The organism is Candidatus Koribacter versatilis Ellin345 (assembly GCF_000014005.1).
Classification (GTDB): Bacteria; Acidobacteriota; Terriglobia; order Terriglobales; family Acidobacteriaceae; genus Korobacter; species Korobacter versatilis_A.
In genome coordinates this window covers 5,412,586-5,439,006 of sequence record NC_008009.1, presented here as the reverse complement: position 1 = coordinate 5,439,006, position 26,421 = coordinate 5,412,586, and the positions used below count along the sequence as shown (strand labels likewise).

Annotated in this window: 27 protein-coding genes and 1 riboswitch; of the genes, 12 read left to right on the top strand and 15 right to left on the bottom strand. The window is 58.1% G+C overall.

Translation table 11 applies throughout. The annotated features are described in order from the left end of the window. Window positions 1-115: 115 nt before the first annotated feature. Window positions 116-904 (top strand): DUF4097 family beta strand repeat-containing protein, encoded by a 789-nt coding sequence (locus tag ACID345_RS23875; RefSeq protein ID WP_011525388.1) that lies wholly within the window; start codon window positions 116-118, stop codon window positions 902-904. 58 nt (window positions 905-962) lie between these two features. Here the strand turns inward: ACID345_RS23875 and ACID345_RS23870 are convergent, their stop codons facing one another. Further along, window positions 963-1,868: a pirin family protein gene (locus tag ACID345_RS23870; protein WP_011525387.1), complete on the bottom strand. Its 906-nt coding sequence runs from the start codon at window positions 1,866-1,868 to the stop codon at window positions 963-965. Between the two features lie 38 nt (window positions 1,869-1,906). Further along, on the bottom strand, window positions 1,907-2,467 hold the full coding sequence (locus tag ACID345_RS23865) for a YceI family protein (RefSeq protein WP_011525386.1): 561 nt from the start codon (window positions 2,465-2,467) through the stop codon (window positions 1,907-1,909). A gap of 235 nt (window positions 2,468-2,702) precedes the next feature. On the opposite strand from ACID345_RS23865, the gene ACID345_RS23860 reads away from it, so the two are divergent. The 4 genes from ACID345_RS23860 to ACID345_RS23845 are packed head-to-tail and all read left to right on the top strand — an operon-like array spanning window position 2,703 to window position 5,717. Next, window positions 2,703-3,089, top strand: a complete 387-nt coding sequence (locus ACID345_RS23860) for a hypothetical protein (protein WP_011525385.1) — start codon at window positions 2,703-2,705, stop codon at window positions 3,087-3,089. Next, a complete protein-coding gene (locus tag ACID345_RS23855; RefSeq protein WP_011525384.1) occupies window positions 3,086-3,577 on the top strand; it encodes a hypothetical protein in 492 nt (163 codons plus the stop codon). Before ACID345_RS23860 ends, ACID345_RS23855 begins: the two co-directional genes overlap by 4 nt. Before the next feature lie 52 nt (window positions 3,578-3,629). Next, window positions 3,630-5,267, top strand: coding sequence for an ABC-F family ATP-binding cassette domain-containing protein (locus tag ACID345_RS23850; protein ID WP_011525383.1), 1,638 nt, complete (start codon window positions 3,630-3,632; stop codon window positions 5,265-5,267). Between the two features lie 12 nt (window positions 5,268-5,279). Next, window positions 5,280-5,717: a DUF1801 domain-containing protein gene (locus ACID345_RS23845; protein ID WP_011525382.1), complete on the top strand. Its 438-nt coding sequence runs from the start codon at window positions 5,280-5,282 to the stop codon at window positions 5,715-5,717. 498 nt (window positions 5,718-6,215) lie between these two features. Here the strand turns inward: ACID345_RS23845 and ACID345_RS23840 are convergent, their stop codons facing one another. The 4 genes from ACID345_RS23840 to ACID345_RS23825 all read right to left on the bottom strand — a co-directional run bounded on the left by ACID345_RS23840 (window position 6,216) and on the right by ACID345_RS23825 (window position 9,686). Next, on the bottom strand, window positions 6,216-7,160 hold the full coding sequence (locus ACID345_RS23840) for an NADP-dependent oxidoreductase (protein ID WP_228370703.1): 945 nt from the start codon (window positions 7,158-7,160) through the stop codon (window positions 6,216-6,218). Between the two features lie 57 nt (window positions 7,161-7,217). Then, entirely contained in the window at window positions 7,218-7,991 is a 774-nt protein-coding gene (locus ACID345_RS23835) for an SDR family oxidoreductase (protein WP_041856046.1), read from the bottom strand. Window positions 7,992-8,096: 105 nt separating this feature from the next. After that, on the bottom strand, window positions 8,097-8,672 hold the full coding sequence (locus ACID345_RS23830; RefSeq protein WP_011525379.1) for a TetR/AcrR family transcriptional regulator: 576 nt from the start codon (window positions 8,670-8,672) through the stop codon (window positions 8,097-8,099). A 309-nt stretch (window positions 8,673-8,981) separates the two neighbouring features. After that, the gene (locus ACID345_RS23825; protein WP_011525378.1) at window positions 8,982-9,686 is read right to left on the bottom strand and encodes an alpha/beta fold hydrolase; all 705 of its coding nucleotides are present in this window, start codon (window positions 9,684-9,686) and stop codon (window positions 8,982-8,984) included. Between the two features lie 128 nt (window positions 9,687-9,814). Between ACID345_RS23825 and ACID345_RS23820 the strand changes: the two genes are divergently transcribed. Further along, entirely contained in the window at window positions 9,815-10,762 is a 948-nt protein-coding gene (locus ACID345_RS23820; protein ID WP_011525377.1) for a LysR substrate-binding domain-containing protein, read from the top strand. A gap of 76 nt (window positions 10,763-10,838) precedes the next feature. Here the strand turns inward: ACID345_RS23820 and greB are convergent, their stop codons facing one another. After that, a complete protein-coding gene (greB, locus tag ACID345_RS23815; RefSeq protein ID WP_011525376.1) occupies window positions 10,839-11,477 on the bottom strand; it encodes a transcription elongation factor GreB in 639 nt (212 codons plus the stop codon). A 270-nt stretch (window positions 11,478-11,747) separates the two neighbouring features. Between greB and ACID345_RS26110 the strand changes: the two genes are divergently transcribed. The 5 genes from ACID345_RS26110 to ACID345_RS26105 are packed head-to-tail and all read left to right on the top strand — an operon-like array spanning window position 11,748 to window position 16,171. After that, window positions 11,748-12,464 carry a TetR/AcrR family transcriptional regulator gene (locus ACID345_RS26110; protein ID WP_011525375.1) on the top strand — a complete coding sequence of 239 codons (717 nt, stop codon included), beginning with the start codon at window positions 11,748-11,750 and terminating at the stop codon, window positions 12,462-12,464. Beyond that, the gene (locus tag ACID345_RS23805) at window positions 12,461-13,525 is read left to right on the top strand and encodes an HlyD family secretion protein (RefSeq protein WP_011525374.1); all 1,065 of its coding nucleotides are present in this window, start codon (window positions 12,461-12,463) and stop codon (window positions 13,523-13,525) included. The genes ACID345_RS26110 and ACID345_RS23805 overlap by 4 nt, the downstream gene beginning before the upstream one ends. Continuing rightward, window positions 13,522-14,553, top strand: a complete 1,032-nt coding sequence (locus ACID345_RS23800) for an ABC transporter ATP-binding protein (RefSeq protein WP_011525373.1) — start codon at window positions 13,522-13,524, stop codon at window positions 14,551-14,553. Before ACID345_RS23805 ends, ACID345_RS23800 begins: the two co-directional genes overlap by 4 nt. Further along, on the top strand, window positions 14,550-15,662 hold the full coding sequence (locus ACID345_RS23795; protein WP_011525372.1) for an ABC transporter permease: 1,113 nt from the start codon (window positions 14,550-14,552) through the stop codon (window positions 15,660-15,662). The genes ACID345_RS23800 and ACID345_RS23795 overlap by 4 nt, the downstream gene beginning before the upstream one ends. Before the next feature lie 59 nt (window positions 15,663-15,721). Next, window positions 15,722-16,171 (top strand): hypothetical protein, encoded by a 450-nt coding sequence (locus ACID345_RS26105; protein ID WP_011525371.1) that lies wholly within the window; start codon window positions 15,722-15,724, stop codon window positions 16,169-16,171. 140 nt (window positions 16,172-16,311) lie between these two features. Here the strand turns inward: ACID345_RS26105 and fabD are convergent, their stop codons facing one another. From fabD to ACID345_RS23760, 7 genes are all read right to left on the bottom strand, one after another. Further along, complete coding sequence (gene fabD / locus ACID345_RS23785; protein WP_011525370.1) at window positions 16,312-17,277, bottom strand: ACP S-malonyltransferase; 966 nt, start codon at window positions 17,275-17,277, stop codon at window positions 16,312-16,314. Between the two features lie 216 nt (window positions 17,278-17,493). Beyond that, a complete protein-coding gene (locus ACID345_RS23780) occupies window positions 17,494-19,932 on the bottom strand; it encodes an ABC transporter permease (RefSeq protein WP_011525369.1) in 2,439 nt (812 codons plus the stop codon). Between the two features lie 187 nt (window positions 19,933-20,119). Further along, a complete protein-coding gene (locus tag ACID345_RS23775) occupies window positions 20,120-21,433 on the bottom strand; it encodes a type II toxin-antitoxin system HipA family toxin (RefSeq protein ID WP_011525368.1) in 1,314 nt (437 codons plus the stop codon). Then, on the bottom strand, window positions 21,420-21,719 hold the full coding sequence (locus ACID345_RS26440; RefSeq protein ID WP_011525367.1) for a helix-turn-helix domain-containing protein: 300 nt from the start codon (window positions 21,717-21,719) through the stop codon (window positions 21,420-21,422). The genes ACID345_RS23775 and ACID345_RS26440 overlap by 14 nt, the downstream gene beginning before the upstream one ends. 126 nt (window positions 21,720-21,845) lie before the next feature. Then, complete coding sequence (locus tag ACID345_RS23770) at window positions 21,846-22,757, bottom strand: aspartate carbamoyltransferase catalytic subunit (RefSeq protein WP_011525366.1); 912 nt, start codon at window positions 22,755-22,757, stop codon at window positions 21,846-21,848. Between the two features lie 7 nt (window positions 22,758-22,764). After that, window positions 22,765-23,334: a bifunctional pyr operon transcriptional regulator/uracil phosphoribosyltransferase PyrR gene (gene pyrR / locus ACID345_RS23765; RefSeq protein WP_228370702.1), complete on the bottom strand. Its 570-nt coding sequence runs from the start codon at window positions 23,332-23,334 to the stop codon at window positions 22,765-22,767. A gap of 190 nt (window positions 23,335-23,524) precedes the next feature. Next, on the bottom strand, window positions 23,525-24,217 hold the full coding sequence (locus tag ACID345_RS23760; protein WP_011525364.1) for a zinc ribbon domain-containing protein: 693 nt from the start codon (window positions 24,215-24,217) through the stop codon (window positions 23,525-23,527). Between the two features lie 81 nt (window positions 24,218-24,298). Continuing rightward, window positions 24,299-24,422: riboswitch (SAM-I-IV-variant riboswitch) on the top strand. An 84-nt stretch (window positions 24,423-24,506) separates the two neighbouring features. Between ACID345_RS23760 and metK the strand changes: the two genes are divergently transcribed. Continuing rightward, window positions 24,507-25,667, top strand: a complete 1,161-nt coding sequence (gene metK / locus ACID345_RS23755; protein ID WP_011525363.1) for a methionine adenosyltransferase — start codon at window positions 24,507-24,509, stop codon at window positions 25,665-25,667. Between the two features lie 173 nt (window positions 25,668-25,840). Here the strand turns inward: metK and ACID345_RS23750 are convergent, their stop codons facing one another. Continuing rightward, window positions 25,841-26,410, bottom strand: a complete 570-nt coding sequence (locus ACID345_RS23750; protein WP_011525362.1) for a hypothetical protein — start codon at window positions 26,408-26,410, stop codon at window positions 25,841-25,843. Window positions 26,411-26,421 lie beyond the last annotated feature (11 nt).

The following is a 26,421-nucleotide window of genomic DNA, read 5'->3' as shown; positions in this document are numbered from 1 at the left end:
GCGGACGCGCCTAGTTCCCCTCCAGGACGCGCGTTCGCCGTTTCCTTTTCGTGAACTTTTCTGGGGCACGTACCGTACCATCCTGTGGAGACATTCGTCCCCTGGGATGGACACCATGAACCGCAGATCTGTACTCTTCCTTATCGCGCTGATTGTCACCAGCGTCTCGACCTTGCGCGCCGACGACTGGCGCCACACCTGGAACATTGGCGACAAGCCCGAGTTCGAGTTCCATAGCAATGACGCCGGCATCGACATCACCGCGATGCCCGGCAAAACCATGGATGCCTACGTCGAGACCAAGGGCTATCGCATCAACGACGACGACGTGCGCATCACCCAGCGCCAGGAAGGCGACCGCGTCATGCTCGAAGTGCACGTCGCGCCGCACCACTTTATGATCGGCGCCTACATGCTGAAGGTGAACGTCACGCTGCCGGAGAACACTCTGCTGCGCGTGAATACCTCCGACGGCCACATCCGCGTGAACGGCATCAAAGCGGAATCGCGTTTGCAGAGCGGCGACGGCTCAGTCGAGGTTTCGCGCTTTGACGGCGCCCTGTGGGCGCATACCGGGGACGGACACATCAAGGCCGATGGGCGGTTTGATCAGCTCGATCTCTCCACCGGCGATGGCCATATTGACCTCGACATTGACAGCGGATCAAAGCTCACAAACTCGTGGGAGATCCATACCCACGATGGCAGTGTGCACGCAAGAATTCCGTCGGAGCTTAAGGCCGACCTCGACGTGGATACCGGAGATGGCCGCATCGATTCCGACATTCCGGTCACGATCCAGGGCAGCCTGAGCCGCAGCCGCCTGCGTGGCACCATGAATGGTGGCGGCCCGCTGTTCCGCGTTCACACCGGCGACGGCAGCATTCACCTGTCGCGGCGATAGATTCGCGCAAAAACAAAAACTCCGCTCATTCCGAGCGGAGTTTTCTTTTGCTTCACGCCTACCGATGTTTAATGAACTTCCCGGTCTGCAACTCATCCATCGCCGTTCGCAGCTCGGCTTGCGTGTTCATCACGATCGGCCCATACCACGCGACGGGTTCTTCGAGCGGTTTGCCCGAGACGAGCAGGAAGCGAATCCCTTCCGGCCCCGCCTGCACCACCAACTCATCGCCGCGATCGAACAGCACTAACGAGTGGTTGGTCGCGTCGTAGGTCGGCGCGTCTTCCGGACGCGCGGTGTGTTCGGTCAGCACGGCCTGCGGCTCCGACGCATCGCGGAAGGTTCCTGCTCCCGCGAAGACATACGCAAATGCATTGCGCGTGACGTCCACCTTGATGCGCTTCTTCTGATTCGGCGATACCGAGATGTCCACGTACGCCGGATCGGCGGCCACGCCTTCCACCGGTCCGCGCTGGCCCCAGAACTCGCCGCAGATAATGCGCGCCTTGGTGCCGTCGTCGTCCGTGACTTCGGGAATCGCGCTCGACGGAATGTCCTGGTAGCGGGGGTCCGTCATCTTCAACGATGCAGGCAGGTTCGCCCACAATTGGAAGCCGTGCATCCGGCCGTCGTTGTCGCCCTTGGGCATCTCCTGATGCAGGATGCCGCTGCCTGCGGTCATCCATTGCACATCACCTGCGCCCATCTTGCCCTTGTTGCCCAGGCTGTCCCCGTGTTCCACGCTGCCTGCGAGCACGTAGGTAATCGTCTCGATCCCGCGGTGCGGATGCCACGGAAATCCCGCGAGATAGTCTTCCGGATGCTCATTGCGAAAATCGTCGAGCAGCAGGAACGGGTCGAAGTCCTTTGTCTTGCCGAAGCCGAAGGCGCGCTGGAGCTTCACTCCCGCGCCCTCGAGTGTCGGTTTGGTCTGTAGTATCTGTTTTACCGGTCGCAGCGACATAGCTGCCTCACTTTCGAAATTTCACTGCCGAAGCTGCCTTACGCAGCCTTGATGAACTCCACTTCCAGCGTGATCGTCACTTGCTCGCCTACCAGGATTCCTCCGGTCTCGAGCGCCTGATTCCAGTGCAGGCCGTAATCCTTACGGCTGATCTTGGTCGTCGCCACGATCCCGCGGCGAGTGTTCCCCCACGGGTCTTTGTGCGCGGCAGTCGGGCCTTCAACCTTGAAGGTCACGTTCTTCGTCACGCCGTGGATTGTCAGGTCGCCTTCCACCTCCAACTCGTCATCACCAGCCGCCGTTACTTTGGTCGACTTAAACGACAGGGTGGGGAACTTCTCCACGTCGAGGAAGTCAGCGCTCTTCAAATGCGCGTCGCGCTGGGGCTCGCGGGTATCAATCGTGGTCGCGTCAATCGTCGCTTCGATCTTCGACTTCGTGATGTCCGTCTCGTCGAGCGTCAGCGAACCAGTCACGCCGGAAAACTGCCCGCGCACATTCGCGATCATCATGTGCTTCACTTTGAACTCAGCCAGTGCATGCTGGGGGTCAATGTTCCAGGTGGTTACAGCGGATTTCGTTTCAGCAGCGGTTGTCATGGTGTTGAATCCTTTCGCGAGGGCCTTGCCCTCAAGCACGTACTAACAATAGTCGTTAAAACAGATATTGTCAAGAGGAAAGATGGATTAACAGTAAGCCGCAGCTTTTGATGGATTTAACCCCCTAGCTTCAACCCACGGCTTCGCCAGTTCATCCCGCAAGTCCTCAATTTCCCGCATTCCATGTCACATTTTCTAGATTGCGTTCGTCTCCTGTTCCAAGGAGACCCGCACCATGAAACTCATAGAGTCCTATCGCGGCGTTTTGGTCACGAATCTTTTATTAATGTTGGCGCAGGCCGCCTTCGCTGGCCGTCTGATCGACGGCGATGCGCGCTCGCTGTTTCTCCACGGACTGACAGCGAAGCTGCTGGTTCTGTTAGGCGTCGTCCAACTCACGGTCGCGATTCTGCTAGGGAAAAAGGGAATCGCACCGCGAAGTTTCACATTCGCCAACGCGGGCTTCCTCGTCGGCGAGATCTTCACCTTTGGCGCCGGCGAGTTGCACATCCTGGTCCTTCACGTACCATTGGCGATCATGCTGTTTGGCGGAGTCGTGCGTCAGATGTTCTGGATCCGTCGTATCGCAGAACGACCAGCCGCATTGGAGGCAGCTAAATGAACCAATCCCCCGGGCCCGGGCCGGCGCGCGTGCTGCGTACGATCCTCACGGCCGGCATCGTGGCCGCCATTCTCGATGGAAGCGGCGTCTCCCTCTTCTATTTCCTGAAGGGATTTCCTCCGCTGCGGCTCTGGCAAGGTGTCGCCAGCAGCCTGCTCGGGAAAGACGCATTTCTCGAAGGCTGGCGCTCCGGCATGTTCGGCATCTTCCTCCACCTTTGCGTTGCGACCACGGTAGCCACAATCTTCGTGCTGCTTGCCCGGCGCATTCCGTTCCTGATCCGCCACTATGTATGGTCGGGCTTGGTCTATGGGATCGGCGTCTTCCTGGTGATGAATCGCATCGTCGTCCCGCTCACTCGGGTGCAAAGGCGCCCGATGGCGATGGAGGGATTGATCGTCCAACTCGTGCTTCATCTCTTTGCCATTGGGTTGTCGATCGCATTCGTCACTCGGACTTTGCTGAAGAGCTCGACCGCAGACGCATAAGAAACCGGGCTACACTGGAAGAGGCACTGTATCGGAAGGTGCTTCCTTCAAAATGATCTCTTTCTCAAACATTAATAAGCAGTACGGCAAGCAGTTGCTCTTTGTAGACGCTTCGTTCCAATTGAATCCCGGCGAAAAAGTCGGACTCGTTGGCCCCAATGGTGCAGGCAAAACAACGCTCTTCCGTATGGTGGTCGGCGAAGAAGCTCCCGACGAGGGCGCGGTCTCTGTCCCCAGGAAGATAACGATCGGCTACTTTCGCCAGGACGTGGAAGAAATGCAGGGCCGCTCGGTCCTGGATGAAGCGATCGCCGGCAGCGGCCGCGTCGGAAATCTGCACCACGAGCTCGAAGCCCTGCATCAGGAAATGTCCGACCCCGACAAGACGGATGAAATGGACCGCATCCTTGAGCGCTTCGGTCACGTTCAGGAGGAGTACGAGCACCTAGGCGGTTACGCGCTCGAGTCGCAGGCCCGCGAGGTGCTCCACGGACTGGGATTCAAAGATGACCAGATTGACGGCGACGTGGGAGCGCTCTCCGGCGGATGGAAGATGCGGGTTGCGCTGGCACGGGTCCTGCTCGGCATGCCGGATGTCTTGCTGATGGACGAACCGACGAACCACCTCGACATCGAATCCATCATCTGGCTGGAGAAATTCCTGAAATCGTTTCCCGGCGCGCTGCTCATGACCTCGCACGACCGCGAGTTCATGAACCGCCTGGTCTCAAAAATCGCGGAGATCGATGGCGGCGAGATCATCACCTACTCCGGCAACTACGATTTCTACGAGCGCGAGCGGGCCATCCGCGAAACCAACCAGCAGGCCGCGTTCGCGCGCCAGCAGTCCATGCTGGCTAAGGAGCAGCGCTTCATCGACCGTTTCAGGACGCACGCGGCCAAAGCAGCGCAGGTGCAGAGCCGCATCAAGGCCTTGGACAAAATCGAAAAGATTGAATTGCCGAAGAAGCGCCAGGTAGTGAAGTTCGATTTTCGTGTCCCCCCGCGTTCTGGCGAACAGGTGGCCGTCCTTGAAAATCTGCACAAGAGTTACGGGCCGCGCGTGATTTATGAAGGATTCAACCTCACCATCCGTCGCGGAGAACGCTGGGCGGTGATGGGAAGAAACGGCGCGGGCAAGACCACGCTGCTCAAGATGATTGCCGGGGCCAGTGCTCCCGATGCCGGAAACGTGCGCCTCGGCGCCAGCCTGTACATGGGCTACTTCGCGCAACAATCTCTCGACGTGCTCAATCCCGATCTCACCGTCATCGAACAGCTACAACAAGATTTTCCCCAGGACGGTCTCGGAGTGCTGCGCAACCTGGCCGGCGCATTCCAGTTCTCGGGCGACGATGTAGATAAGAAAATCCGCGCCCTGTCCGGCGGAGAAAAGTCGCGGCTGGCAATCGCCCGCATGCTCTATAACCCGCCCAACTTCCTGGTGCTCGACGAACCAACGAACCATCTTGATCTTGCGACCAAGGAGATGCTGGTAGACGCCCTGAAAGATTTCGAAGGCACCATGATCTTCGTATCGCACGACCGCACGTTCCTGCGCGGTCTCGGCTCACGTGTGCTGGAACTGGGCGGTGAGAACGGCACCGACCGCCATCCCACCGTGTATCCAGGCTCCTACGTCGAGTACGTGCAGAAGCTTGGACATGAGGCGCCGGGGATCTATTCGTAGGCAGGGGTTTTTATGACCGTGAAAGAACAGATCAAGAACTACATCACCAGCCAACCGGAACCAAAGCGTAGCGACCTGCAAGAGCTCCACCGGCTCATCCCGCGAGTGTCACCCGAGTGCAAACTGTCGTTTTCCGACGGTAAAGACAGCGATGGTCGAACTGTCAGCAACCCAACCATAGGTTATGGATCGCACACCATAAAATATGCCGACGGAAAAACCAGGGAGTTCTTTCAAATCGGCTTGAGCGGAAACACCACGGGAATCTCCGTCTACATCCTCGGTCTCAAAGATAAGACCTACCTTGCCAAAACCTACGGGAAGACACTAGGCAAGGCGAGCGTGACCGGATATTGCATCAAGTTCAAAACTCTGAAAGACATAAACGTTGATGTCCTCGAAGCAGCAATCCGACACGGATTTCAAGCCTCGAAGGCCGCAGTGGACTGAAAAATCGTCAGCCAGCCGCCGAAGGTTTTGAAGACACCACGATCTTCGTATCGCACGCCCCACGGAAAGCCTTCACTCCACGCATAACTTATAAGTAACGTACCCCCCTCCCCCTCCCTAATCCTGTTTTCAACGTTTTAGCCCATGTAATCCGCGCAAAAATTTGAGCGCGTGGGAGTTACAGCTAAAATATTCGAACCACGCTACTTATCTGCGCCAGTTGCGGACTTTCGCAACTATCCGACTCCCGCATAAATTTACTGATCAGTAACCGCCATCGCAGCGTCCACACCTCCGCAACGGCCAATCGTCCACATGCTCAGATTAGCGGGGTCGTGTCACGAAGTATGTGATGGGTGCACGTGTGTGCTGTGACAACACTTGCGAAAAGAGGGATATTGGAAGAGGAAATAAGCTGAGGCACCCCGATGAAAACCGGTAAACCCCGCGACCTCCGGTTCGGTCAGGGAATAAGGAAGCGGAGGCAAGATTTTCCCGTCACCTCAACGAAACGACGACTTTGCCTTTTACGCGTCCTTTTTCGACGTAAGCCAAAGCCTCCCCAGTCGATTCAAATGGAAAGACGCGGTCCACAACCGGGCGTATGATCCCGGAATCCACGAGGGCGGAAATCTCGCGCAACTGGTCCCCGTTTGCTCTCATGAAAAGAAATGAATAGCTGACCCGCTGGCGCTTTGCCTGCTTCCTGATTCCATAGCTCAAAACGCGCATCACCGATCTCACGATCCAATTCGATCCACTTTCTTTCGCAAACTCGGGATCGGGGGGACCTGAGATCGAGATCAGCTTTCCACCGGGTCTGAGCACTCGTAGAGATTTTTCCAGCGTCGGCTTGTCCTGGCTGTTCAACACCACGTCATAGTCACGCAATATCTTTTCGAAATCATCTTTCCTGTAATCGATCGCAATATCTGCGCCGAGTTGTTTCACCAAATCAAAATTGGCGGCGCTCGTGGTTGTCGCCACCGTGGCGCCCAAATGTTTCGCCAACTGAATGGCAAATGTTCCCACGCCCCCGGAGCCCGCCTGGATGAAGACCTTTTGTCCCTTCGTCAGATTCGCTTTGTCGACCAGCGCTTGCCATGCGGTTAACCCGACCAGCGGGATGGAAGCAGCTTCTTCCATGGTCAGTGCTTTAGGTTTGATTGCCAGCGAATCTTCCTTGATCGCAATCAATTCCGCGAATGCACCGATACGCAAGTCATCTGGCCGCGAATAGACCTCATCTCGAGGCTTGAAACGTTGTACTCGCGGGCCGACTTCAACCACCACGCCAGCCACGTCATGGCCAAGAATCAGCGGTAAGCGATAGGGCAAAACCAGCTTGAACTCGCCATTTTTGATTTTCGAATCCAGCAGGTTTACGCCAGCGGCATGCACCTGGACCAATACGTCATCGTCCTGCAGCTTCGGATTCGGCATTTCGCCAATTCGTCCGCTCTCCTTTTTTCCGTAACGGTCGACGACGAATGCCTTCACCTATTTCACCTCGATGGGTACCAGTTTTTTGGCGGCCTTCCACAGCTGTCTGTTAATGAAAGCGGGTGCGAGGCGGCGCATGAATGCGAGCTGTTGGGCTTGTCCTGGCCGTATTTCCGCCGTACCCGCGCGCAAGCTTGCAAAGGAATGCTTGAGCAACTCGTCGGTGGTGATGAGCGTAACGCCGTCCCCCGCGGGAAGTTCAGCGGTCAGTTCAGTCTTCACTCCCGGCGGCATGAGATCAATCACCTCGACACCCTTGTCCTCCAACTGGAACCGGAGCGACTGAGTATACGAGTGGACCGCCGCCTTCGTCGCACTGTAAATCGGCGACGACGGCAAAGGCACGAACGCCAGCGCGGAGGAGACGTTGATAACCGTGCCCTTATTGGCTATGAGGATGTCGATGAGTGCGGACGTCATCCGAATCACCCCGCCCACGTTGATCTCCATCTCGGTCATCAACCCCGCTAGGTCAGAGGCCGGAACTCCAAGGTTCTGGCTGAGCATAATGCCCGCGTTGTTCATCAGCACGTCAAGCCTGGGGAAATCGGCCTTCACGCGGGTAGCCAGAGCGGCGATTTGCGCCGCGTCAGCCACATCGCTCTGGATCGCGTGCAGCGTGGGGTGCTCCGCCTTCAACTGGTCGAGCACCGCGCGGCGCCGACCAGTCACGATGACCTCGTTTCCGAGTTCTAAAAACTTGAGCGCGAACGCAAGGTCAATGCCGGCAGAGCCACCAGTAATCAAAATCGTGCGACCGGTAAGTTTCACAGGATCCTTTCGGTGACTCAAATCTGTTGCAGCCCTGGCGAGCCAGCTTGTACGATCTCGCCCGCAGCATAAGATTATGTACATAATCCAATTGATGCAAAAAAATCAAAAGCTTCGCAAAAGATGATCTCGTGCGCTCGCCAGCACTTTTTCCCGGTCAGCAGGGTCCGTGAATAGTCGGGCAACGGACAACGCACCCACCATCGCGCTGTAAATCGCGAAGAAGTTTCGCTCGCGCTCTGTCGCGTTCGCTCCCGGCATCAGCTCTGCCCACTGCTCAGTGAGTCTTTTTACCTGGCCGGATATTCGTTCCTTGAAACCAACTTTGGCTCGGCCTATCTCAGACGCCAATGCTGCAACCGGGCAACCGGTGGCGGGATGATCGCAATGCTCGGACGAGAGGTACCATCGAACAACTTCTTTCCACCAGTCCTCACGCGGCACATTTTTCAGCACGGCATGGGCCGTCTCACCAATCTCCGCGAATCCCAGCGCAACCGCTTCGGCGAGAAGCTCGTCCTTTCCCCGAAAGTGCTTGTAAAAGCCGCCCACGGTCAATCCAGACGCCTTCATCACGCTGGCGACGCCAGGCCCGCCCAACCCCTCGGCGCGCAGTTTGCGGGCAGCATTCCGTACAATTCGATCTCGAGTCCGCTTCTTGTGTTCCGGTTCGTAACGCATATCAATCCCATTGGATTATCTACTGAATCTATCGACTCGTAAGGTTTGCTGGCGATCTGGCAGGGGAAATTGGGAAAATTCGGGGACCAGAAGGAACAATTCCCCAATTTGAAACACCGCAGGTTATCGTGCGATCCCTCCTTATCCCTCTGCCTTCGTTCTTATCGATGGGCCTCCCGCCCGCGCTGGATGGATATCGAAGCCTTCGTCGCTGCTAGAAACCACGTGGGCGAAGAAAGATGAATCGCTCTTTCAACGACAGACCGCCTCGTGACGGTCTGTCGAGAATAGAAAGGTTCGCGAACTCTGCTACGCTGCCTTGTTCTTTTGGACCGCCGCTGCGGCCTTCCGGATCACCTCGATGACTACATCGGGCTTAGAGAGCATGGGAACATGGCTGCTTTCCACCTCAATAACAGTCGCTCCCATACGTTTTGAAACCCACCGCTGGAGATCGGGATGGACTGTGTGGTCTTGCAGGCACAAGATGTACCAGCTTGGCTTCGACTTCCACGGAGTGCTCTGGAGATTCTGCTGCGTGAAGAGGTCGGCGTGAGGCGGAAAATGTGTCGCCCAGACGAGCTTCTGCTCTTCCTCGGAGAGATCTCCGCAGAAAAACTCAGTCCCGTTGGGAAGCATCCATGCGTACCCGTCCACAATCTCTACATGGGAAAAGATATCCGACGGATACTTGTTGAGTTGATCCTGTACCGTCTCTCCGACATCCGGCGCAACCGCTCCGATGTAGACGAGGCCGGCCACGCGATCATCGACTCCTGAAGCCGTGATGGTAGCGCCGCCATAGGAGTGGCCCACGAGGAGGACGGGGCTGCCAACACGGTCGAGCGTCCGCTTCACCATGGCCAAGTCCTCTTCAAACGATTCCAGGCTGTATTGAACTGCGATCACCTCATAGCCATCCGCCTGCAATGCGGGGATGACCTTGCTAAAGCACGAGCCGTCGGCCCAAATACCGTGGCAGAACACGATGGTTGGCTTGCGTTGCAAAGACATAGAAAGCTCCTGAGATAGAGTTGGGACACCCGTGGTGTTTCCCACCCCCGTAGATTGTGCTCAATTCATACTGGTTCACAAATACTTAGTGTGCTAGAGATATGCCTTGAAAGCATGGATGACTTACGATGGAACTTCGTCATTTGCGTTATTTCATTGCCGTTGCCGAAGAGGGCAGCCTCACGAATGCCGCCGAGCGGCGGTTGCACACGACCCAGCCATCGTTAAGCCGGCAGCTTCGAGATCTCGAATTGGAGATCGGCGTAAAGCTGCTGGAGCGCAAGACACGAGGCGTTGCGCTCACTGCGGCGGGCCGGGTATTTCTCGATCACGCACGGCTGGCGTTGATGCAAATTGAAGTGGCATGCGACGCCGCACGGGGTACGGAACGGCCCGAGGAGAAGCCAAAGTTTGTCATTGGCTTTTTGCTGGGACAGGAAGCAATCTGGCTGTCAGAGTCGCTGCGCATTTTGCGGGAGGAGGCGCGAGACGTTGAGATTACGCTCATGACAAAGTCCTCCCCTGAGTTGGCAGTCGGGCTGATGCAAGGCAAGATCGACGTTGCCCTGCTGCGGCGTGAGGTGAACACCGTAGGCCTGGCTTTCAGATTCTTGAGTAAGGAACCTCTGATTGCGATACTACCTACGCGCCATCGCCTGGCCGGGCTCAGGACGGTGCCGCCGCAGGATCTCGCACGCGAGAGTTTCATCAGCACAGCGCGCGCCGCGCCCGTTCTCAAGTCCGTCATCGATCACTATGCGGCAAAGACTGGAATCACTCTGAACGAGCACTACGATGCCGAGACCTTGTCCGGCGGGATGTCGTTGGTGGCATCGACTGGCGGTTTCACACTTCTTCCACTCTATGCGCAAAATGCGCTGATCCCGTCAGTCGTTGCCCGTCCCTTGCGTGGCGAGATTCCGACCATCGGCCTGATGATGGGCTATAACAAGTCGAACACTTCTCCGTTGCTCAAGAGATTTCTTCTTCGCGCTGATCAATTAGTCAGCCGTGTTTCGCAGGGTGATGCTTACCCCCGCACCTGGAAAAGGGGTGGCCGCAAGCCGTCAGTCTAATGCCCAATGATTTATCGGCACCGATTCCAAAAATTGTCGGGAGGCGTACAACATTCCCCATTAGAAACACCGCAGATTATCTCGATCTTTCCTTATCTTCTTCTTCCGGCGGATGAGCGTTGGCCCGCGAGTGCCTTCCCGACACCTCGGATCCAGCCGGCTCACGGAACGCCTCCACAGCAATGCGCTCGTAGCGCACTTCCAGCACGGTCAGTTCTTCGGTGCCGCCCGGCGCTTTTAGGACTACGCTGTCGCCCTCTGCCGACTTGGTCAGCGCGCGCCCCAGGGGCGACATCCAGCTGATGTGGTTGCGGCTGAGGTCGACCTCGTCGACGCCCACGATGCTCACCACTCGCTCCACGCCCGCGGCGTTCTCATAGCGCACCGTCGCTCCGAAGAAAGCCCTGGTCGCTGCCTGCCCCGTTCTCGGACGCTCCGGGTCCACCAATTCCGCCGCTTCGATTCGCTTCGAGAGAAAACGGATCCGCCCATCGATCTGCCGCAGCCGACGCTTGCCGTAGCGATAGTCGGCGTTGTCGCTGCGATCGCCATTGCCGGCAGCCCACTGCACCACTTCCACCACCGCCGGACGCTCCCGGGTGAGCAGAAACCGGTGCTCATCTTTCAGGCGCTCGAGCCCGCCCGGCGTTATGTAGTTCTTGACGCGGGTCGCGGGCTCATTCGATTGGGGATGTCTCGTAAAACCTTTTTGCATCTCGTTTCCTGTGTCCCACTTTAACGCGGATGAACGCCGATAGAAAACGGCTGGACAACGGGTGACACGTCACAGGGACAGACAACTAAGAAAACGCGAATCACTTTCCCCTTGCCAACATCTAACTAACCAGTTAATTATAGTAAGGAAGCGCGATTGACCGGTCGTGTCGCGACATTCGCCGAATTGCCCGATACGGCTGCAATATCCACTGAAACCATACGTCTGCAGCACTAGCCGTGCTGACATTCAGCTACCTGGGGACCTGCCATGACCATGGTCAAGCATCAAGAGAAACCGGCGCCGGTTGCGCCACGTAAGCCCTCGCGCGCGGGATCGCGCGGTCGTCCGGAAGAATCTCGCCAGGCGATCCTAGGCGCTGCCATGGCCGAGTTCGCCACGCAAGGTATCGCCGGCGCGCGCACCGACGCCATTGCCGAGGCCGCCGGCGTCAACAAGGCCCTGCTTTATTACTACTTCGAAGACAAAGAAGGCCTCTACCGCGCCTGCCTCGAGACCGTATTCGCCGGCCTTATGGAGCGCGTCCGCCCCGTGTTCGCGGCGCCCGGCAACTCCCTCGAGAAAATGGTGAAGTACGCCACAACTCACTTCGACTACATCGCGGAGGCGCCTTACAAGTCGCGCCTGGTGCAGGGCGAACTGATGCGCGCCAGTGTCGGCAAATCGCCGCACATGCAATACCTCGGCGACAAGTATTTCCGCAAGATGATGGAATCGCTCCTCGCTGTTTTGACTGACGGCATTCGTCGCGGTGAGATTCGCGCCATCGATCCCACCAATGCCATCACCAGTGTGATCGGGTTGGTGGTCTTCTATTTCGTAAGTACTCCCGTGGCACGCATCGTCGGACGCCAGGATCCCCTGATCCCCGACTCGCTCCACCAACGCCGCGCCGCACTCATCGACCACGTATCTGCCATCCTGCGCCCTGATACCACAACGCCCGCAAGAGGAAAGACGCTGTGAAGCCAAACAAGTTCTTCATATTTCTCGGTGTACTAGTAATTCTCGCGACAGCCTTCTATTTCCTTACTACCAACCGTTCCGGCGACGAGGTCCTGATCGGAGTGGTGGACGCCAACAATGTTGTCGTCAGCTCCAGAATCATGGGCCGCATTGAGCGCCTCGCCGTGGATGAAGGTACCCCCGTGAAGCAGGGCGACCTGATTGCCGTGATTGACTCCGGGGAATTGCAGGCCCAGAAAGCCGCCGCCGAAACGACCATCGCCAGCTATCGCGCGCGAGTTTCCCAGGCGCGCGCCGGCGCTACGCAAGCCGAAGGCGAAACCGCCAGCCAACTCACCACCGCACAAGCACGCTTACAGGCCGCACGTTCCGCCTACGCGCAATCACAAGCTGATCTAGATCGCGTGAAGAGTGACGCTACCCGCCTCATCGAGTTGGCAAAGCAGGGCGTGGCTTCGAAAGCCGATCAGGAGCGTTCCGACGCGCAACTCAAGATGGCGCAAGCCGCGGTACAGAACGCATCCGACCAGATCCGCGCTGCGGAATCGGACGTGAAAACCTACCAGGCGCGCCTCGAACAGGCGAAAGCCGCGCAGAGCACGTTGGCCGGCAGCCAGGAAGATGTGAAGACCGCTGAAGCCCAGCTCACCGAAGCGGAGACGCGTCTCGGCTACACGCAGGTCGTCGCTCCGGTAACCGGCGTCGTGAACGTGCGCGCCGCGCGTGAAGGCGAGGTCGTCAATCCCGGGCAGGCGATCGTCACGGTCGTGGATTACGGCGACACCTGGGTCTATGCGCCGCTTCCGGAAACCGATTCTGGCGGCATCAATCTTGGCGACACACTCACCGTCCGTTATCCGTGGAACGCGACGGAGCAGGGCAAGGTCATCTACAAAGCCGCCGAAGCCGACTTCGCCACCCAGCGTGACGTGAGCCGTACCAAGCGCGACATCAAGACCATCGCCATCAAGGTCCGCGTGCAGAACAACCAACAAGGCAAGCTCGTGCCCGGCATGACCGCCGAAGTGCTGGTGCCGAAGAGCAAACAGGGTGGCCAATGATGGTGAAGGACGGTCATAGCGCACCCAATCCTAACGCCGCGATTGAGGTCGACCACATCGTGAAGAAGTACGGCGACTTCACCGCCGTGGACGACGTTTCGTTCGCCGTTGAGAAGGGCGAAATCTTCGGTCTCCTCGGCCCCAACGGCGCGGGAAAATCTACGCTCATCCGCATGATGACGACGCTCATTCCCATCACCGGCGGATTCGCGTACATCAACGGGCACGACGTGGCGAAAGAACCCGATGCTGCGCGCTGCGCCATGGGCGTGATCCCGCAGGCCATGACCAGCGATATCGATCTCACGCTGGAAGAGAACCTGAACATCTACGCCAAGCTCTACGGCGTCCCGCGCGCACAGCGCAAGAAGAACATTGATGAGTTGCTCGACGCCGTAGATCTCACTAAGTGGCGCGGTGCGCAGACCAAAACGCTCTCCGGCGGTATGCGCCGTCGTCTTGAAATCGCGCGCGGCCTGGTGCACAGCCCCAAGATCTTTTTCCTCGACGAACCGACGACCGGCCTCGATCCGGTATCGCGCGTAGCGGTGTGGGAGATGCTCACCAAGATCAAGGATGAGCGCAATCTCACGGTGCTTATCACGACGCACTACATGGACGAAGCCGACCGCCTGTGCGATCGCATTGCGATCGTGGACCACGGCAAACTCGTCGCGCTCGACTCTCCCATGTCGTTGAAGATGAGTGTGCCCGGATCGAACGTGATCGAGGCGCAGTTCCTCAACGCGCCCGCCGATTGGCAAGCGCGACTGGAGAAGCTGGACGAAGTGACCTCAGTCCATCACGAGGGCGCCGACATGTATCGCGTGCTCACCGCCAACGGCTCTAAGACAACAACGCAACTCGTCGAAATGGCCGTGCAATCGGGCGTGCAGATCAAATCGCTCAACGTACAGAACACCACGCTGGACGACGTCTTCGTGCACTACACCGGGCGCCAGTTGCGTGACGAGCAGGTAAAGGCATTCGGATTCGTAATGCCTGACCGTCCGGGGATGCGGCCATGAACAGAATGTGGGCAATTGTCGAACGCGAGATGCGCAAGTACCGGCGCTCTCCCACGCTGATGCTCGTCTCCATGGTGATGCCGCTGGTGCAACTCATCATCCTGGGCAACGCCTTCGGCGGCAAAATCCGCGAAGCTAAGATGGGCGTGGTTGACCAGGACCGCGGCACCCAGTCGGTGCGCATTCGCGAAGCTTTCTCGGCGATCCAAGCGAACGTGAATACCTTCCACGTCGTTTACTACGACAACGATCAGCAGGCGAAGGACGACGTACGCAAGGGCAAGATCCAGGCAGCGGTCGTCATTCCGCCGGAGTTCTCGCGCAAGTATTACGAAGAGAACCATCCGCGCATCGGCGTCATTGTCGACAACACCGATAACTTCATCGCCGGCTCACTCGAGCAGAAGATGCAGGAGCTGGTCGACGCGCTGAACAAGCCCGCAGTGCAGCCGCGCGTCCAGCAGCAGATCGCGCTCGAGGTTGTCGAACTGTACCCGTACATCGAGTACATGAAGTACCTGCTGCCGGGCTCGATCACGCTCGCCATGTTCATCTCAGTGATGATCGGCGGCGGCATGTTGTACATCGACGACAAGGCCCGCGGCGTGCACGAAGGCTATCTCGTCACGCCAATTACCCGCGCTGAATTAGTCTTCGGTCTCAACATTGCCGGAGCGATCAAGGCGGTGATTTCCGGGGTCTGTCTCACCGTGATGGGAGCGCTCATTGCAGGACTCTCCACGGCGTTCCATCTGACCAACATTCTCGGCGCGCTGTTGATGATCCTGGCGACCTCGATGGCCTTCAACACCATGATGTTCCTGCTCATGGTGCGCATCGAAGATCCGTTGGTGCCGCGCGCCATGTTCGGCGTGCTCAACACGCTGCTTTATTTCCCGAGCGGCGCCGTGTACCCGATCTTCTCATTCCCTAAGTGGCTGCGCGTAATCGCGTATGCGGACCCGTTCAGCTACGCCGTGGACGGCTTCAAAATGGTGCTCCTGAAGGATGCCGGATTCAGCGCCATCTGGCACGACGTTGCCTTCCTCGTGATCTTCTCCGTGATCACGATGGCAGCGGCAATTCCTCTCTTCAAGCGGACTTTGTAGGCTGCTCTTTGGCGGCGTGCGGTGTCTAATAGTACAGTGGTAGCCGACATCGCACGCCCATGACCCTGTTCGAAGCCAAAGAATACGATCCGTCCAAAGACCGCAAAAAGCGCGTCATCGTCATCTCCATCATCGTTGTCGTCATTGTGCTGGGAGTGCTCATCTGGCATTACCGCTATTGGCCCTACGAGCACGTCGCTGACAAGTTCTTTTCGGCCCTCGAACAGAAGGACTACGAAAAGGCCTACGGCGTCTGGTTTAACGACCCCGACTGGAAGCAGCACCCCGACCAGCACAAGCAATACAACTTCAATAACTTCTATCTCGACTGGGGCCCAGGCGGCGAATGGGGCCTGGTGAAAGAACACAAGATCTATACAACGGTCGGCGGCGGCACCGGCGTGACCGTGGTGGTCATCGTGAACGGCCGCTCACAGGCGGCGAACGTGTGGGTTGAGAAAAAAGATAAGACGATGAGCTTCCCGCCTCGGGAGTATGAACCGCAGTAGATCATCGCGAGGATAGGGGTACTTCGACTTCGCGCTCTTCGCGCTCTTCGCTCAGGATGACAGACTTGTATCAGGGCACGACTTCAGTCGTGCCGAAGACGCTCACAAGAGTTGTCCGGCTTTAGCGGCTGCGAATGCGCTTATCCCTGCTGTCCCGCGTTCGACAGCAGTCCATTCATCGCCTTCTGCAGCGAATCTTCGTTCTCCACGTTGAAGCAGGTCTGGGTCTTCTCAATCTGCTTCATCAATCCGCTTAGCACCGTGCCCGGTCCAACTTCGACGAACGTCTTCACGCCCAGCTCAATCAGCTTTCGCATCGACGCATCCCACTGCACCGCGCCTGTAACCTGGCGCGTCAGCGTATCGCGCGCGGCATCAGCGGTGGTGATCAGCGCGACATCCACATTGCACAGCACCGGCACTTCGGGATTATGAAACGCCAGCGTCGCGAGATCCGTGGCAAGCCGATCCTGCGCCGGCTGCATCAGCGCGCAATGGAAGGGTGCGCTGACCGGAAGCATCACGGCGCGCTTGGCTCCGCGTTTCTTAGCCAGTTCCGCCGCCCGCTCGACGGCAGCCTTGCTTCCGGAGATCACCGTCTGGTTCGGCGAATTCAAATTCGCTGCCTGGCAAACTTCGCCCTGCGCCGCTTCCTCACAGACCTTCTTCACTTCGTCGGCGGGCAGCATCAGTACAGCGGCCATTGCTCCCACGCCGACAGGGACGGCTTCCTGCATATACTTGCCGCGATTGCGTACCGTCCGCACCGCGTCTTTGAAGTCCAGTGTTCCCGCCGCAACATGTGCCGAGTATTCGCCCAGGCTATGTCCCGCGACGTACTGCGGATTAATCCCCTTCGACTGAAGCACGCGCCACACCGCCACCGACGCGGTCAAAATCGCTGGCTGCGTGATCTCGGTCATCTTGAGCTGGTCTTCGGGGCCCTCCCAGCACAGTTGCGAAAGTCTGTAACCGAGCGCCGCATCGGCCTCGTCGAAGGTCTCCTGCGCCACGGGATACAGTGCCGCCAATTCTTTGCCCATACCCACCGATTGCGACCCTTGCCCCGGGAAGAGGAAGGCGATCGGCCCATGTTGATGTGTCATAAATGCCTCTGTTTCCGCTATCAAACGCGAACAGGCATTCTAAAAGAAAAGGCCAGATCGCGTCAGCGACCCAGCCCGATGTTTCCGGTGTTTCAATGTTTCGCGCCCAGCCCTGCCTAGCGGCCAGCCCGCGAAGCCGCTTCCGTCTCCACTACTCTTTCTTGTCATTCAGAGGAGCGAAGCGACGAAGAATCTGCTGTTCGGCTCGCCACAAACTCACTCATACCTTAGCGCGGTCATCGGATCGATTCCCAGTGCCTTCCGCGCCGGAACCACGCACGAAAGCAACGCCACGACCCCCAGCACCACCGTCACCCCGACGAGAATCAACGGATCGCGCACGCTGTGCTCCGACCAATGCGCCAGCAGTTTGCTTGACGCCAGCGCCAGCACCAGTCCCGCGCCCATCCCACCCGCAACCGCACCGATCGCTGAAGAGAACACAATCTTCAGCACATGTCCGCGCTGAGCCCCCAGCGCTACTCGGATGCCGAATTCGTTCGTCCGCTGTGCCACCGAATACGACACCACGCTGTACAGTCCAACCGACGCCAGCAACAGCGCCAGAACCGCGAACGCGCCGAAGAGCCACGCAATCAAGTGTTCGTTCTGCCACTCCTGCTGGCTGGAAATCCAATGCTCCAGATCGTCTACCTGGCCATTCACCTGCTGGTCCGGGTCCACGGAACTCACTTTCAATTTGATCGCGTGCAGCAGTGTCAGCGGTGACGCGTCAGACCGCACCAGGATCTGCGTGAACATTCCCATCGCGATCGTGTTCGGAATGAACGCCTCCGGCTTCACTGGCTTGCTCAGACCATCGTTCTTCTTGTCCGCAACAATGCCAACAACCTGCATCCAGTCGTCGGAACCCTGCGTCCCCACAAAGTATGGTGGCTCGGGTTTCAGTTCCGCCATCTTGATCGAGTGCCCAATCGCGTCGCCATTGGGGAAGAATTGCTTCGCCATCGTCTCGTTGATCACCGCGAGATGCGCAGCATTGTGGTTTTCGCTTTCATTCCAAATACGGCCTTGCGCCAGCGGCACCCGAAGAATCGGGAAGTATTGCGGATCTACCAGGTTGATACGAATCTTCCGCTCGCTCTGTGTTGATTCGCCCAACACTTCGGCCTTCATTTCGAAGCCATTCGCCGGAGGCGTCGCGTTATGCGCTATCGAAGTCATTTTTACGCCCGGAACCTCGGCAATTTTTTTCTGCAGCTGCTCAAAGTACGCCACGCGTGACTCCCACGTTTTGTACGTCCCATCGTGTACCGGGATGCCCACGCTCATCACGTTGTGCGGATCGTATCCGAGCGGTGCGTGCATCATCTTCAAGAAGCCTTCCATCGCCGCGCCCGCGCCGGCGAGCAACAACATCGTCAACGCAATCTGCCCGCCGATAAGCGCGTTGTACACGCCGCGTCCGCGCACGTTGCCCACGATCTTCCGCGTGCTCGATTGCATCACCTCGCTCACGTTCGGCCGTGAGAACTGCAACGCCGGCCACATTCCAAACAACACGCCCGCGAAAATCGAAATCAAAACGCTGAACACCAGCACCGGCACATTGAGCCGAATTTCCGCCTCGTGCGGAAACGAATACTTTGGCAATAAGTCGGTGATGACCTGGATCGTCTTCCACGAGAGCAGCACGCCCAGCGCGGCTCCAGTCAGCGCCAGCATCAGCGACTCCGTCAGGAGTTGGCGAACAATCCGCTGACGGCTCGCGCCAATCGCGCTGCGTACCGCGAACTCATGTTGTCGTGCCGTGCCGCGCGCGAGTAACAGGATTGAAACATTGCCACAGCCAATCGCCAGCAGTAATCCCACCGCGCATATCAACAGCGCCAGCGTTCCCCCGAGATCTTTGAGGAAGTCGTCGTTCAGCCCGACCACGGTGAAGCGGAACTTATCGGCGCCGAAGTGGCTCGGACTCTGCTTCTGAAATTCCACGATCAGCGGCTCGAGCGCTGCGTTGGCCTGCGCCCGCGTCACGCCCGGCTTCAGTCGTATGCCGACGTAATACGCCTTTACCGGATCCTGCGTGATCTTCTCCGGCGTGTAGACGTCGCCATCTTCCCAGGTGAAGCGCGGCGGCATCACACCCACAATGGTGTAGTTCTTCCGCACCAACTGGATGTTCTTCCCAATCACCGACGGATCGCCGTTGTAGTGCCGGTGCCAGAACTTGTTCCCGAGTACCACGATAGGCTGCGGATCTTGCCCGTCCACCGCATCGGCGGGAATCAAACCACGGCCGAGCAGCGCCGGAACTCCAAGAAAGTTCATGCTGTTCGACGACATGTAAACGCCGTTCAGATCCTCGGGCACGTCGCTACCAGTGACCGTCAGGTTCCAGCCGCCCACCAGAAACGCATCCTCGATCACCGGAGACTTCTTCAGCTCCTGCCATTGCGGAGCCGTCAATCCGAATCCCGTTTGCCGGCCGTGGATGTCCCATAGCCGCATGTGGTACATGCGGTCGTTATTCGCATAGGGGTACGGGTTCATCAGGATCGCCCACACCACGCTGAACACCGCCGTAGTCGCGCCAATCCCAAATGCCAGGGAAACGATTGCCGTCAGGCTCAGGCCGGGGTTCTTTACGAGTTGCCGAAAGCTGAATCGAAGGTCAGAAAGCAGGGTCCCCATAACGCACACCTCACCACGCACGGAGTTGACGTAGGAGCAGCAGGTTCACGGCCAACCGCTGCGCATGCCAACTACTACGAAACGAAGACCTTCGTAGTTTGCAAAAAGGGGCGAGCTGTTCGGATTTGCAGGTAGATTGTCCGGAATCGAACGGGGAAAACCGAAGTTCGTAAAGCTGCGGCTATTCTCACGCGCCGCGCCGCGGCCTTCCTCGTCGTCTTTTCTTGGTGGTTTCCTGCGATCCCAGGTTGGCGATTGGCAGGGTCGCGAGGCGAGCCGAAATCATCTCTCTCCACTCTTTTCGCAAAGGCAGGTCTTTTGCTTTTGCGGACCACGCATCTTTGAAGCTGCGTACCGTCTCGGTCGCCGTTTCGAGTACGTAGTTGCGCGGGGCCTCGGTTTTTGCGGCGAAGCTTACGAGCAAATCCTCATCCACCTGCTGCGCATCTTTCGTGCCCGCGAAGGAGAGCGGCAACGCCTTGTCGATCCCAGGGTACACAATTGTCGAGACAAGATCGTAAGCCGGAGAGAGCCTTGGTGTTCGGCCATCCTTGTACACCACGGACCAATTCTTCAGGTGCATATCCATGTTGCCGACGAGGATGCTGAAAACCAGCCGTCGCACAAACTCCCGATAATCCGCTTCACCCAGAATTCTGAAGATGTTCTTTCCGATAGCGTTGTAACTTTGCTTCCCATATTTCTGATCGGGGAACTGGCCGAAGATTTGATTGAAGTCCTCGATATGAATCCGCGACTTGGGCGTCCGATCGAAGCGCTTTACGTAGTAGGCATTCGCATCGAGATTCGCAAATCCCTCCGGAATTCCTTCTATACGTTTCGTAGTTGCTAACCCAAACTCAGGCACGTCGATGCCGATGTCTTTGCCAAGCATCATCATCGAGTACTCGTTGTCAGGCAGCGAATCGTACTGTGGAGACGGTAGCTTCACGATCCAATCTCCGCCAAGTCCCCGCGCCGGAATACTGAGCCGATTGCCAGGGTGCTTCCCCGCGCCGAACTTCATTTGCACTCCCGCTAAGGAAAAGCGGGGTAGAGGGGCAGCGCGACGGTTCGCAGTGAGCGATAGTCTGCCGCCGAGATACTCCGAAAGAGGCGGCGATGGACGGCCCTCCATGTCCTCGACGATCACATTTCCCGGTAAATCCCTCCCCACCATCCACAGCAGTAGGAACTCTTTTTCCGACGGTATTCCCGTTCGTTCGACCAGGTACTCACGAAGCATCCCTTCCGGTAGCAGGTTGGAAAAAAACGGTGGGACCTTGCTTCGCGTGAGTTGTTCCGTGATTCTCGGTTGCCCCTCCACATCCAGAAAACTGAGACTTAACGTCGGCCGCTGCGCATCGGCAAGGTAGGCCGCGTCGAATGCAAACAGATTTCTGTCGAAGCCCCCAAGCTGTGTGATCGTGCCCACCGCGGTGTCGCCAAGCTTCACAAGCAACGTGCTTGGGCGAGTGTCGGCGACCCTAGTCTTCTTCATGGCTAACCAGGGAGGGAGGTCGTTGTGCCTCCGGGTCACCGGATGTCGTATATCCAATAATGTGGTTGACCGCCGGTAACAGGCGCTTGGGAATGAGCATTGGCTCAAGGTCGAGCGCTCGCGATATTTCCGCTAACGTCGAGAGGCTTACATTTGCGCCCTTCTCGATGCGGGAAAGTTGGCTTTGCGGCATGCGGACGTGCGAGGCTAATTCAGTTTGGGTCAGCCCACGCCGCAATCGCTCCGCGCGAATGAGACTTCCTATATTTTTAAAGATATATTCCATTGAAATAGCTCTTATAAAATATAAACCTGAAAAGAGAGATTTATCAAAGTAATATATTTTTAAAGATATGATGTCGCGAGATATATATTTTAAAATATATTGAAGGGGGGCGAGCCAACGGCTTCCTTAGTTTTTAGCCAGCAGCGTCTGCAGTATCGCCATCCGCACCTTCACGCCGTTGTGAACCTGCGCGAGGATCTTCGACGCATGCCCGTCCGCGACTTCGCTGGTCAACTCCATCCCGCGAATGATCGGCCCCGGATGCATCAACACTGCATCCTTTTTCGCCAGCGCAAGCTTTTCCGGCGTGATCTGGTAGTTGGCAATGTAATCTTCCACGCCGATCTGCCGTCCCACGAGCCGTTCTTTCTGCACCCGCAGCGACATCACCACATCGGCCCCACTGAGCGCGTGATCGAGGTTGTGCGATACCTCAATTCCCGACGCGATCTTCGCCATCTCATCCGGACACAAATCCGGCGGCCCGCACAGCACCACCTTCGCTCCCAGCTTCGGCAGCAGGTGCACATTCGAACGCGCCACACGCGAATGATAGATATCTCCGACAATCGCGATCTTGAGCCCTTTGAACTTCTTCTTCGCCTGCAAGATCGTCAGCGCATCGAGCAATCCCTGCGACGGATGTTCGTGCATACCGTCCCCAGCGTTAATGATCGGGATATCGAGGTGCTCCGCCAGCAGCCAGTGTGCCCCAGAGGAGGGATGTCGCATCACGATTGCATCTGCGCCGAGCGCCCGCACGGTGTAGCCGGTATCAATCAGCGACTCGCCCTTCTCAATCGAAGACGCCGTCGCTGTGATGAGGATCGTTGTTGCTCCTAGCACCTTCGCGGCTAGTTCGAACGAAGACCGCGTACGTGTCGAATTTTCGTAAAAGAGAAGGACAACGGTTTTGCCACGAAGGGTGTTGCGGCGTCTCGTCGGCTCCATACGGGCGGCGAGTTTCAGGAGGGCGTTGATCTCTTTGGACTCCATGCCTTCGATGCCAAGCAGGGAGCGGGGCTTTTTCGATTTCATGCGCGGTCTATGGGTTGATGCGTTCCGCCAGCATCACTTTCTCGGAGCCATCCAGCTCCTGTAGCTTCACCTCAACCACTTCGTCTTCTGTAGTGGGCACGCGCCGACCGACGAACGTCGCTTCAATCGGCAGCTCGCGATGACCGCGGTCCACCAGCACCAGCAACTGCACCCGCCGCGGACGCCCACAATCAATCAGCGCATCCAGTGCGGCGCGAATCGTGCGTCCGGTGTAAAGCACATCGTCCACCAGCACGACATCCTTGCCGACTATGTCGCACTCCAACGCCTTCGGTTTTACCTGGGGGGTCGCGTCTACGGTAGAGAGGTCGTCACGGTAGAGGGTGATATCGAGCGTGCCCACTGGAACCGGGGTCTTCTCAATGCGCTCGAGGATCGTCGCAACCCGCTCGGCCAGCGGAACGCCACGCCGGCGTATCCCCACCAGAGCGAGGTTCTGCACCCCGTTGTTCTTCTCGACAATTTCGTGGGCAAGACGCACCAGCGTGCGCTCGATCTCGGAGGCCGACATCAACTGCACCTTGTCGCGCAAGGTAGCGGAACTCGTGGGACTCATATCCCCACGATGATAAGCGTCCGGTCACACCCGCGGCAATGCCTACCGATGTGTATCAGGGGAGCGCTTCAGGTTTGTATCAGGGCAGCGCTTCAGGTTTGTGTCAGGGTAGCGCTTCAGGTTTGTATCAGGGCAGCGCTTCAGCGCTGCCGAAAGGACATCTCTTTCCTCGAGGGGCTTTAGCCCCTGCCTACTGCCGCTCCCGCTTCAACGTCGATCCCGCCGCGCCGCCCACCGCGCACACGATCACGAAAAAGCAGATCATCAACATCACCGAGAGAATCACTAGCACCACCAAGCCCTCTGGGGACGTGGCGCTCTGCATGATGTCCTGCATCGCCTTTGCCGTCGCCGGGTCCGAATTCCGCGGAGAGTTCTCCAGCGCCTGACGCAACTGCGTACGCAGTTCGTCGGGCTTCGCCAGCGTCATCACGGCAAATCCAATAGCGGGAAGGATCGACGCAAACATCCCCGCCAGCGCGCCGATCTTCGCTCCCATCCCGCCGCTGATCGGGTTTCCCGACTTATTGCGATAAGCCAGCGCCGCTGCCGATCCCGCCAGGAAAATCCAGACGAAAAACAGGACATTGAAGTACGGCAGGATCATCAGCACGCCCGCGATGATCCCCGCCAGCGCCGCCCCCGGCAACGCCATCCTCCAATTGATCTTGCGCGGGTTCAACGCGTGCGCTGGATTCCATCCCGCCGGATACACCGGCGTAGCAGGAGGCTGGATCCCTCCCGGCGTCCCATGATCGAATGGCGGCGTCACCGCCTGATTGCCCTCTTCCACCGTCACGCGGATCTGAGGCGCACCGCATTTAGGGCAAAACGGGGCGCTGTCCTCGATCATGGCGTTACAGCGATGGCACGGATGTTCCACGTTTGCACCTTACACAACGCTGCCAATCGACGCAACCAGAGCCACATCACTTGACCTTGTGACGTCGTCGCGGCATACTATTTCCAGCATCAGGAGTGTCCTGGCCGCTTTAAGCCAGGTCCGGCAACCGAGCTTTGGAGACGCTACGGTGCCACGAGTCGCAAGACTCAATGTGCGGACGAAAGTCCGAAAGGATGTCTCCCGACAGTCGCCACCCTCGATGCTATTTTGGGGTGGTTTTTCTGTCTGTACTCCTGATGCATGCCGCCAGTTTAAGGAGACATGCATCATGTCAACGCACGCCGTTCCCGCAAGAGCAACCAATCCATCCGTCGAAGCCCCCGTCACTTTCACCTTCACTTCGGAATCGGTCTCGGAAGGTCATCCCGATAAAGTCTGCGACTACATCGCCGACTCCATCCTCGACGCCCACATCGCGCAGGATCCCAAAGCCCGCGTCGCCTGCGAAGTCCTCTGCAAGGGCGACAATGTCGTCCTAGCCGGGGAGATCACCTCGGAGGCGAAGGGTATCGACCACGAAGCCATCGCCCGTGAAGCCATCCGAGAGATCGGCTATACCCGCGCCTGCGATGACTTCAACGCCGACGGCGTCACCGTTCACCAGTTCCTCTCCAAGCAGTCGGCGCACATCGCGCTCGGCGTAGATACTTCAACCAACACCGAGCACGAACAGGGCGCGGGCGACCAGGGCATCATGTTCGGCTACGCTACCGCTGAAACGCCTACGCTGATGCCGTTGCCCATCGCGCTCGCCCATCGCCTTACCCGTGGCCTCGCCGAAGATCGCAAGGCCGGCAAAGTTCACTGGCTCTGTCCCGACGCCAAATCCCAGGTCTCAGTTCTCTACGAAGGCAACACGCCCGTCGCCGTCACCGATGTCCTTATCTCCACGCAGCACTCCGCCGCCATCGAGCAGGAACAGATCGCCGAATATGTGAAGACGCAACTCGCTCCGCGCGTCCTCGCCGACTGGGCGCACGATGGCATTCGCTACTTCGTGAACCCCACCGGCTGCTTCGAAAACGGTGGTCCCGCGGCCGACGCCGGCGTCACCGGACGCAAGATCATCGTCGACACCTACGGCGGCTTCGCCCGCCACGGTGGCGGTGCCTTCAGCGGCAAAGATCCGTCGAAGGTCGATCGCAGCGCGGCGTACTTCTGCCGCTACGTCGCTCGCGAAGTCGTGAAGACCGAATTAGCCAAGCGCGCGGAAATCCAGGTCGCCTACGCCATCGGCGTTGCGAAGCCAGTTTCGGTGAAAGTCGAAACCTTCGGTACGGGCGATCCCGCCGCAGCCGTCGAATTCGTCAAGACGTTCGACTTCCGCCCCGCCGCGATCATCGAGCGCCTGAACCTGCTGCGCCCCATCTACCGCCAAACCACCAACTACGGCCACTTCGGCAAACCCGAGTTGCCGTGGGAACAGTAATCTCTCGCTAAACACCAAGGGCAGCCGCTATGGCTGCCCTAGTTCATTTCTGTTTCGATTGCCCTGCGTCGCGTCAGCCCACGATAAGGCCGATCTCTCCACTCCCCCCTCTTGTCATCCAGAGGAGCGAAGCGACGTGGGATCTGCTGTTCGCCGGCAGCGCCCGCGAACGCCTAACTTCCGCTTTCTTTCCCGCGCGCATTCACATACACCAGCGCAAACCGCGTCCCGCTGCCGTCCGGTTTCACCGCCACAACGTGCTGACGCGCCTTCGTGCCGACCTTGAGTTGTACCCCATCCGAATTGTCCGAGTGGCCTTCGCTGCAATCCACCGGTCGATCGGCATCATCAGGCTTGCGGTCAACATTCACGTTGTTGTTGTAGGTGCCTTGGCATACCACGACTTTGCCGTAAGTCTTCAGCGCATCTTCGTAGTAAGCGCGCACTTTATCCGGCGCATCCGGCGTGGTGAACTCTACGGCGACAACCTTCACACCAAACAGTCCGCTCGAGATGTTCACATTCGCGCCATGCGAATCGTTGCCACTCTGGTAGCGCTTTGAATTCGCGTACAGCGGCAGCCCGGTGTCCTTCGGGTTCACATCCTCATCCACCTTCAAACTGCCGAACGGCGTCTTGATATCAACTTTCTTGTCCTTGCCGTCTTCGCCCCGCTCGCTGATCTTGCATCCCGCAAACATCAGCAGCAATGCAATCGAGACCACTAACAAAATCCGTTTCATCCTGCCCTCCA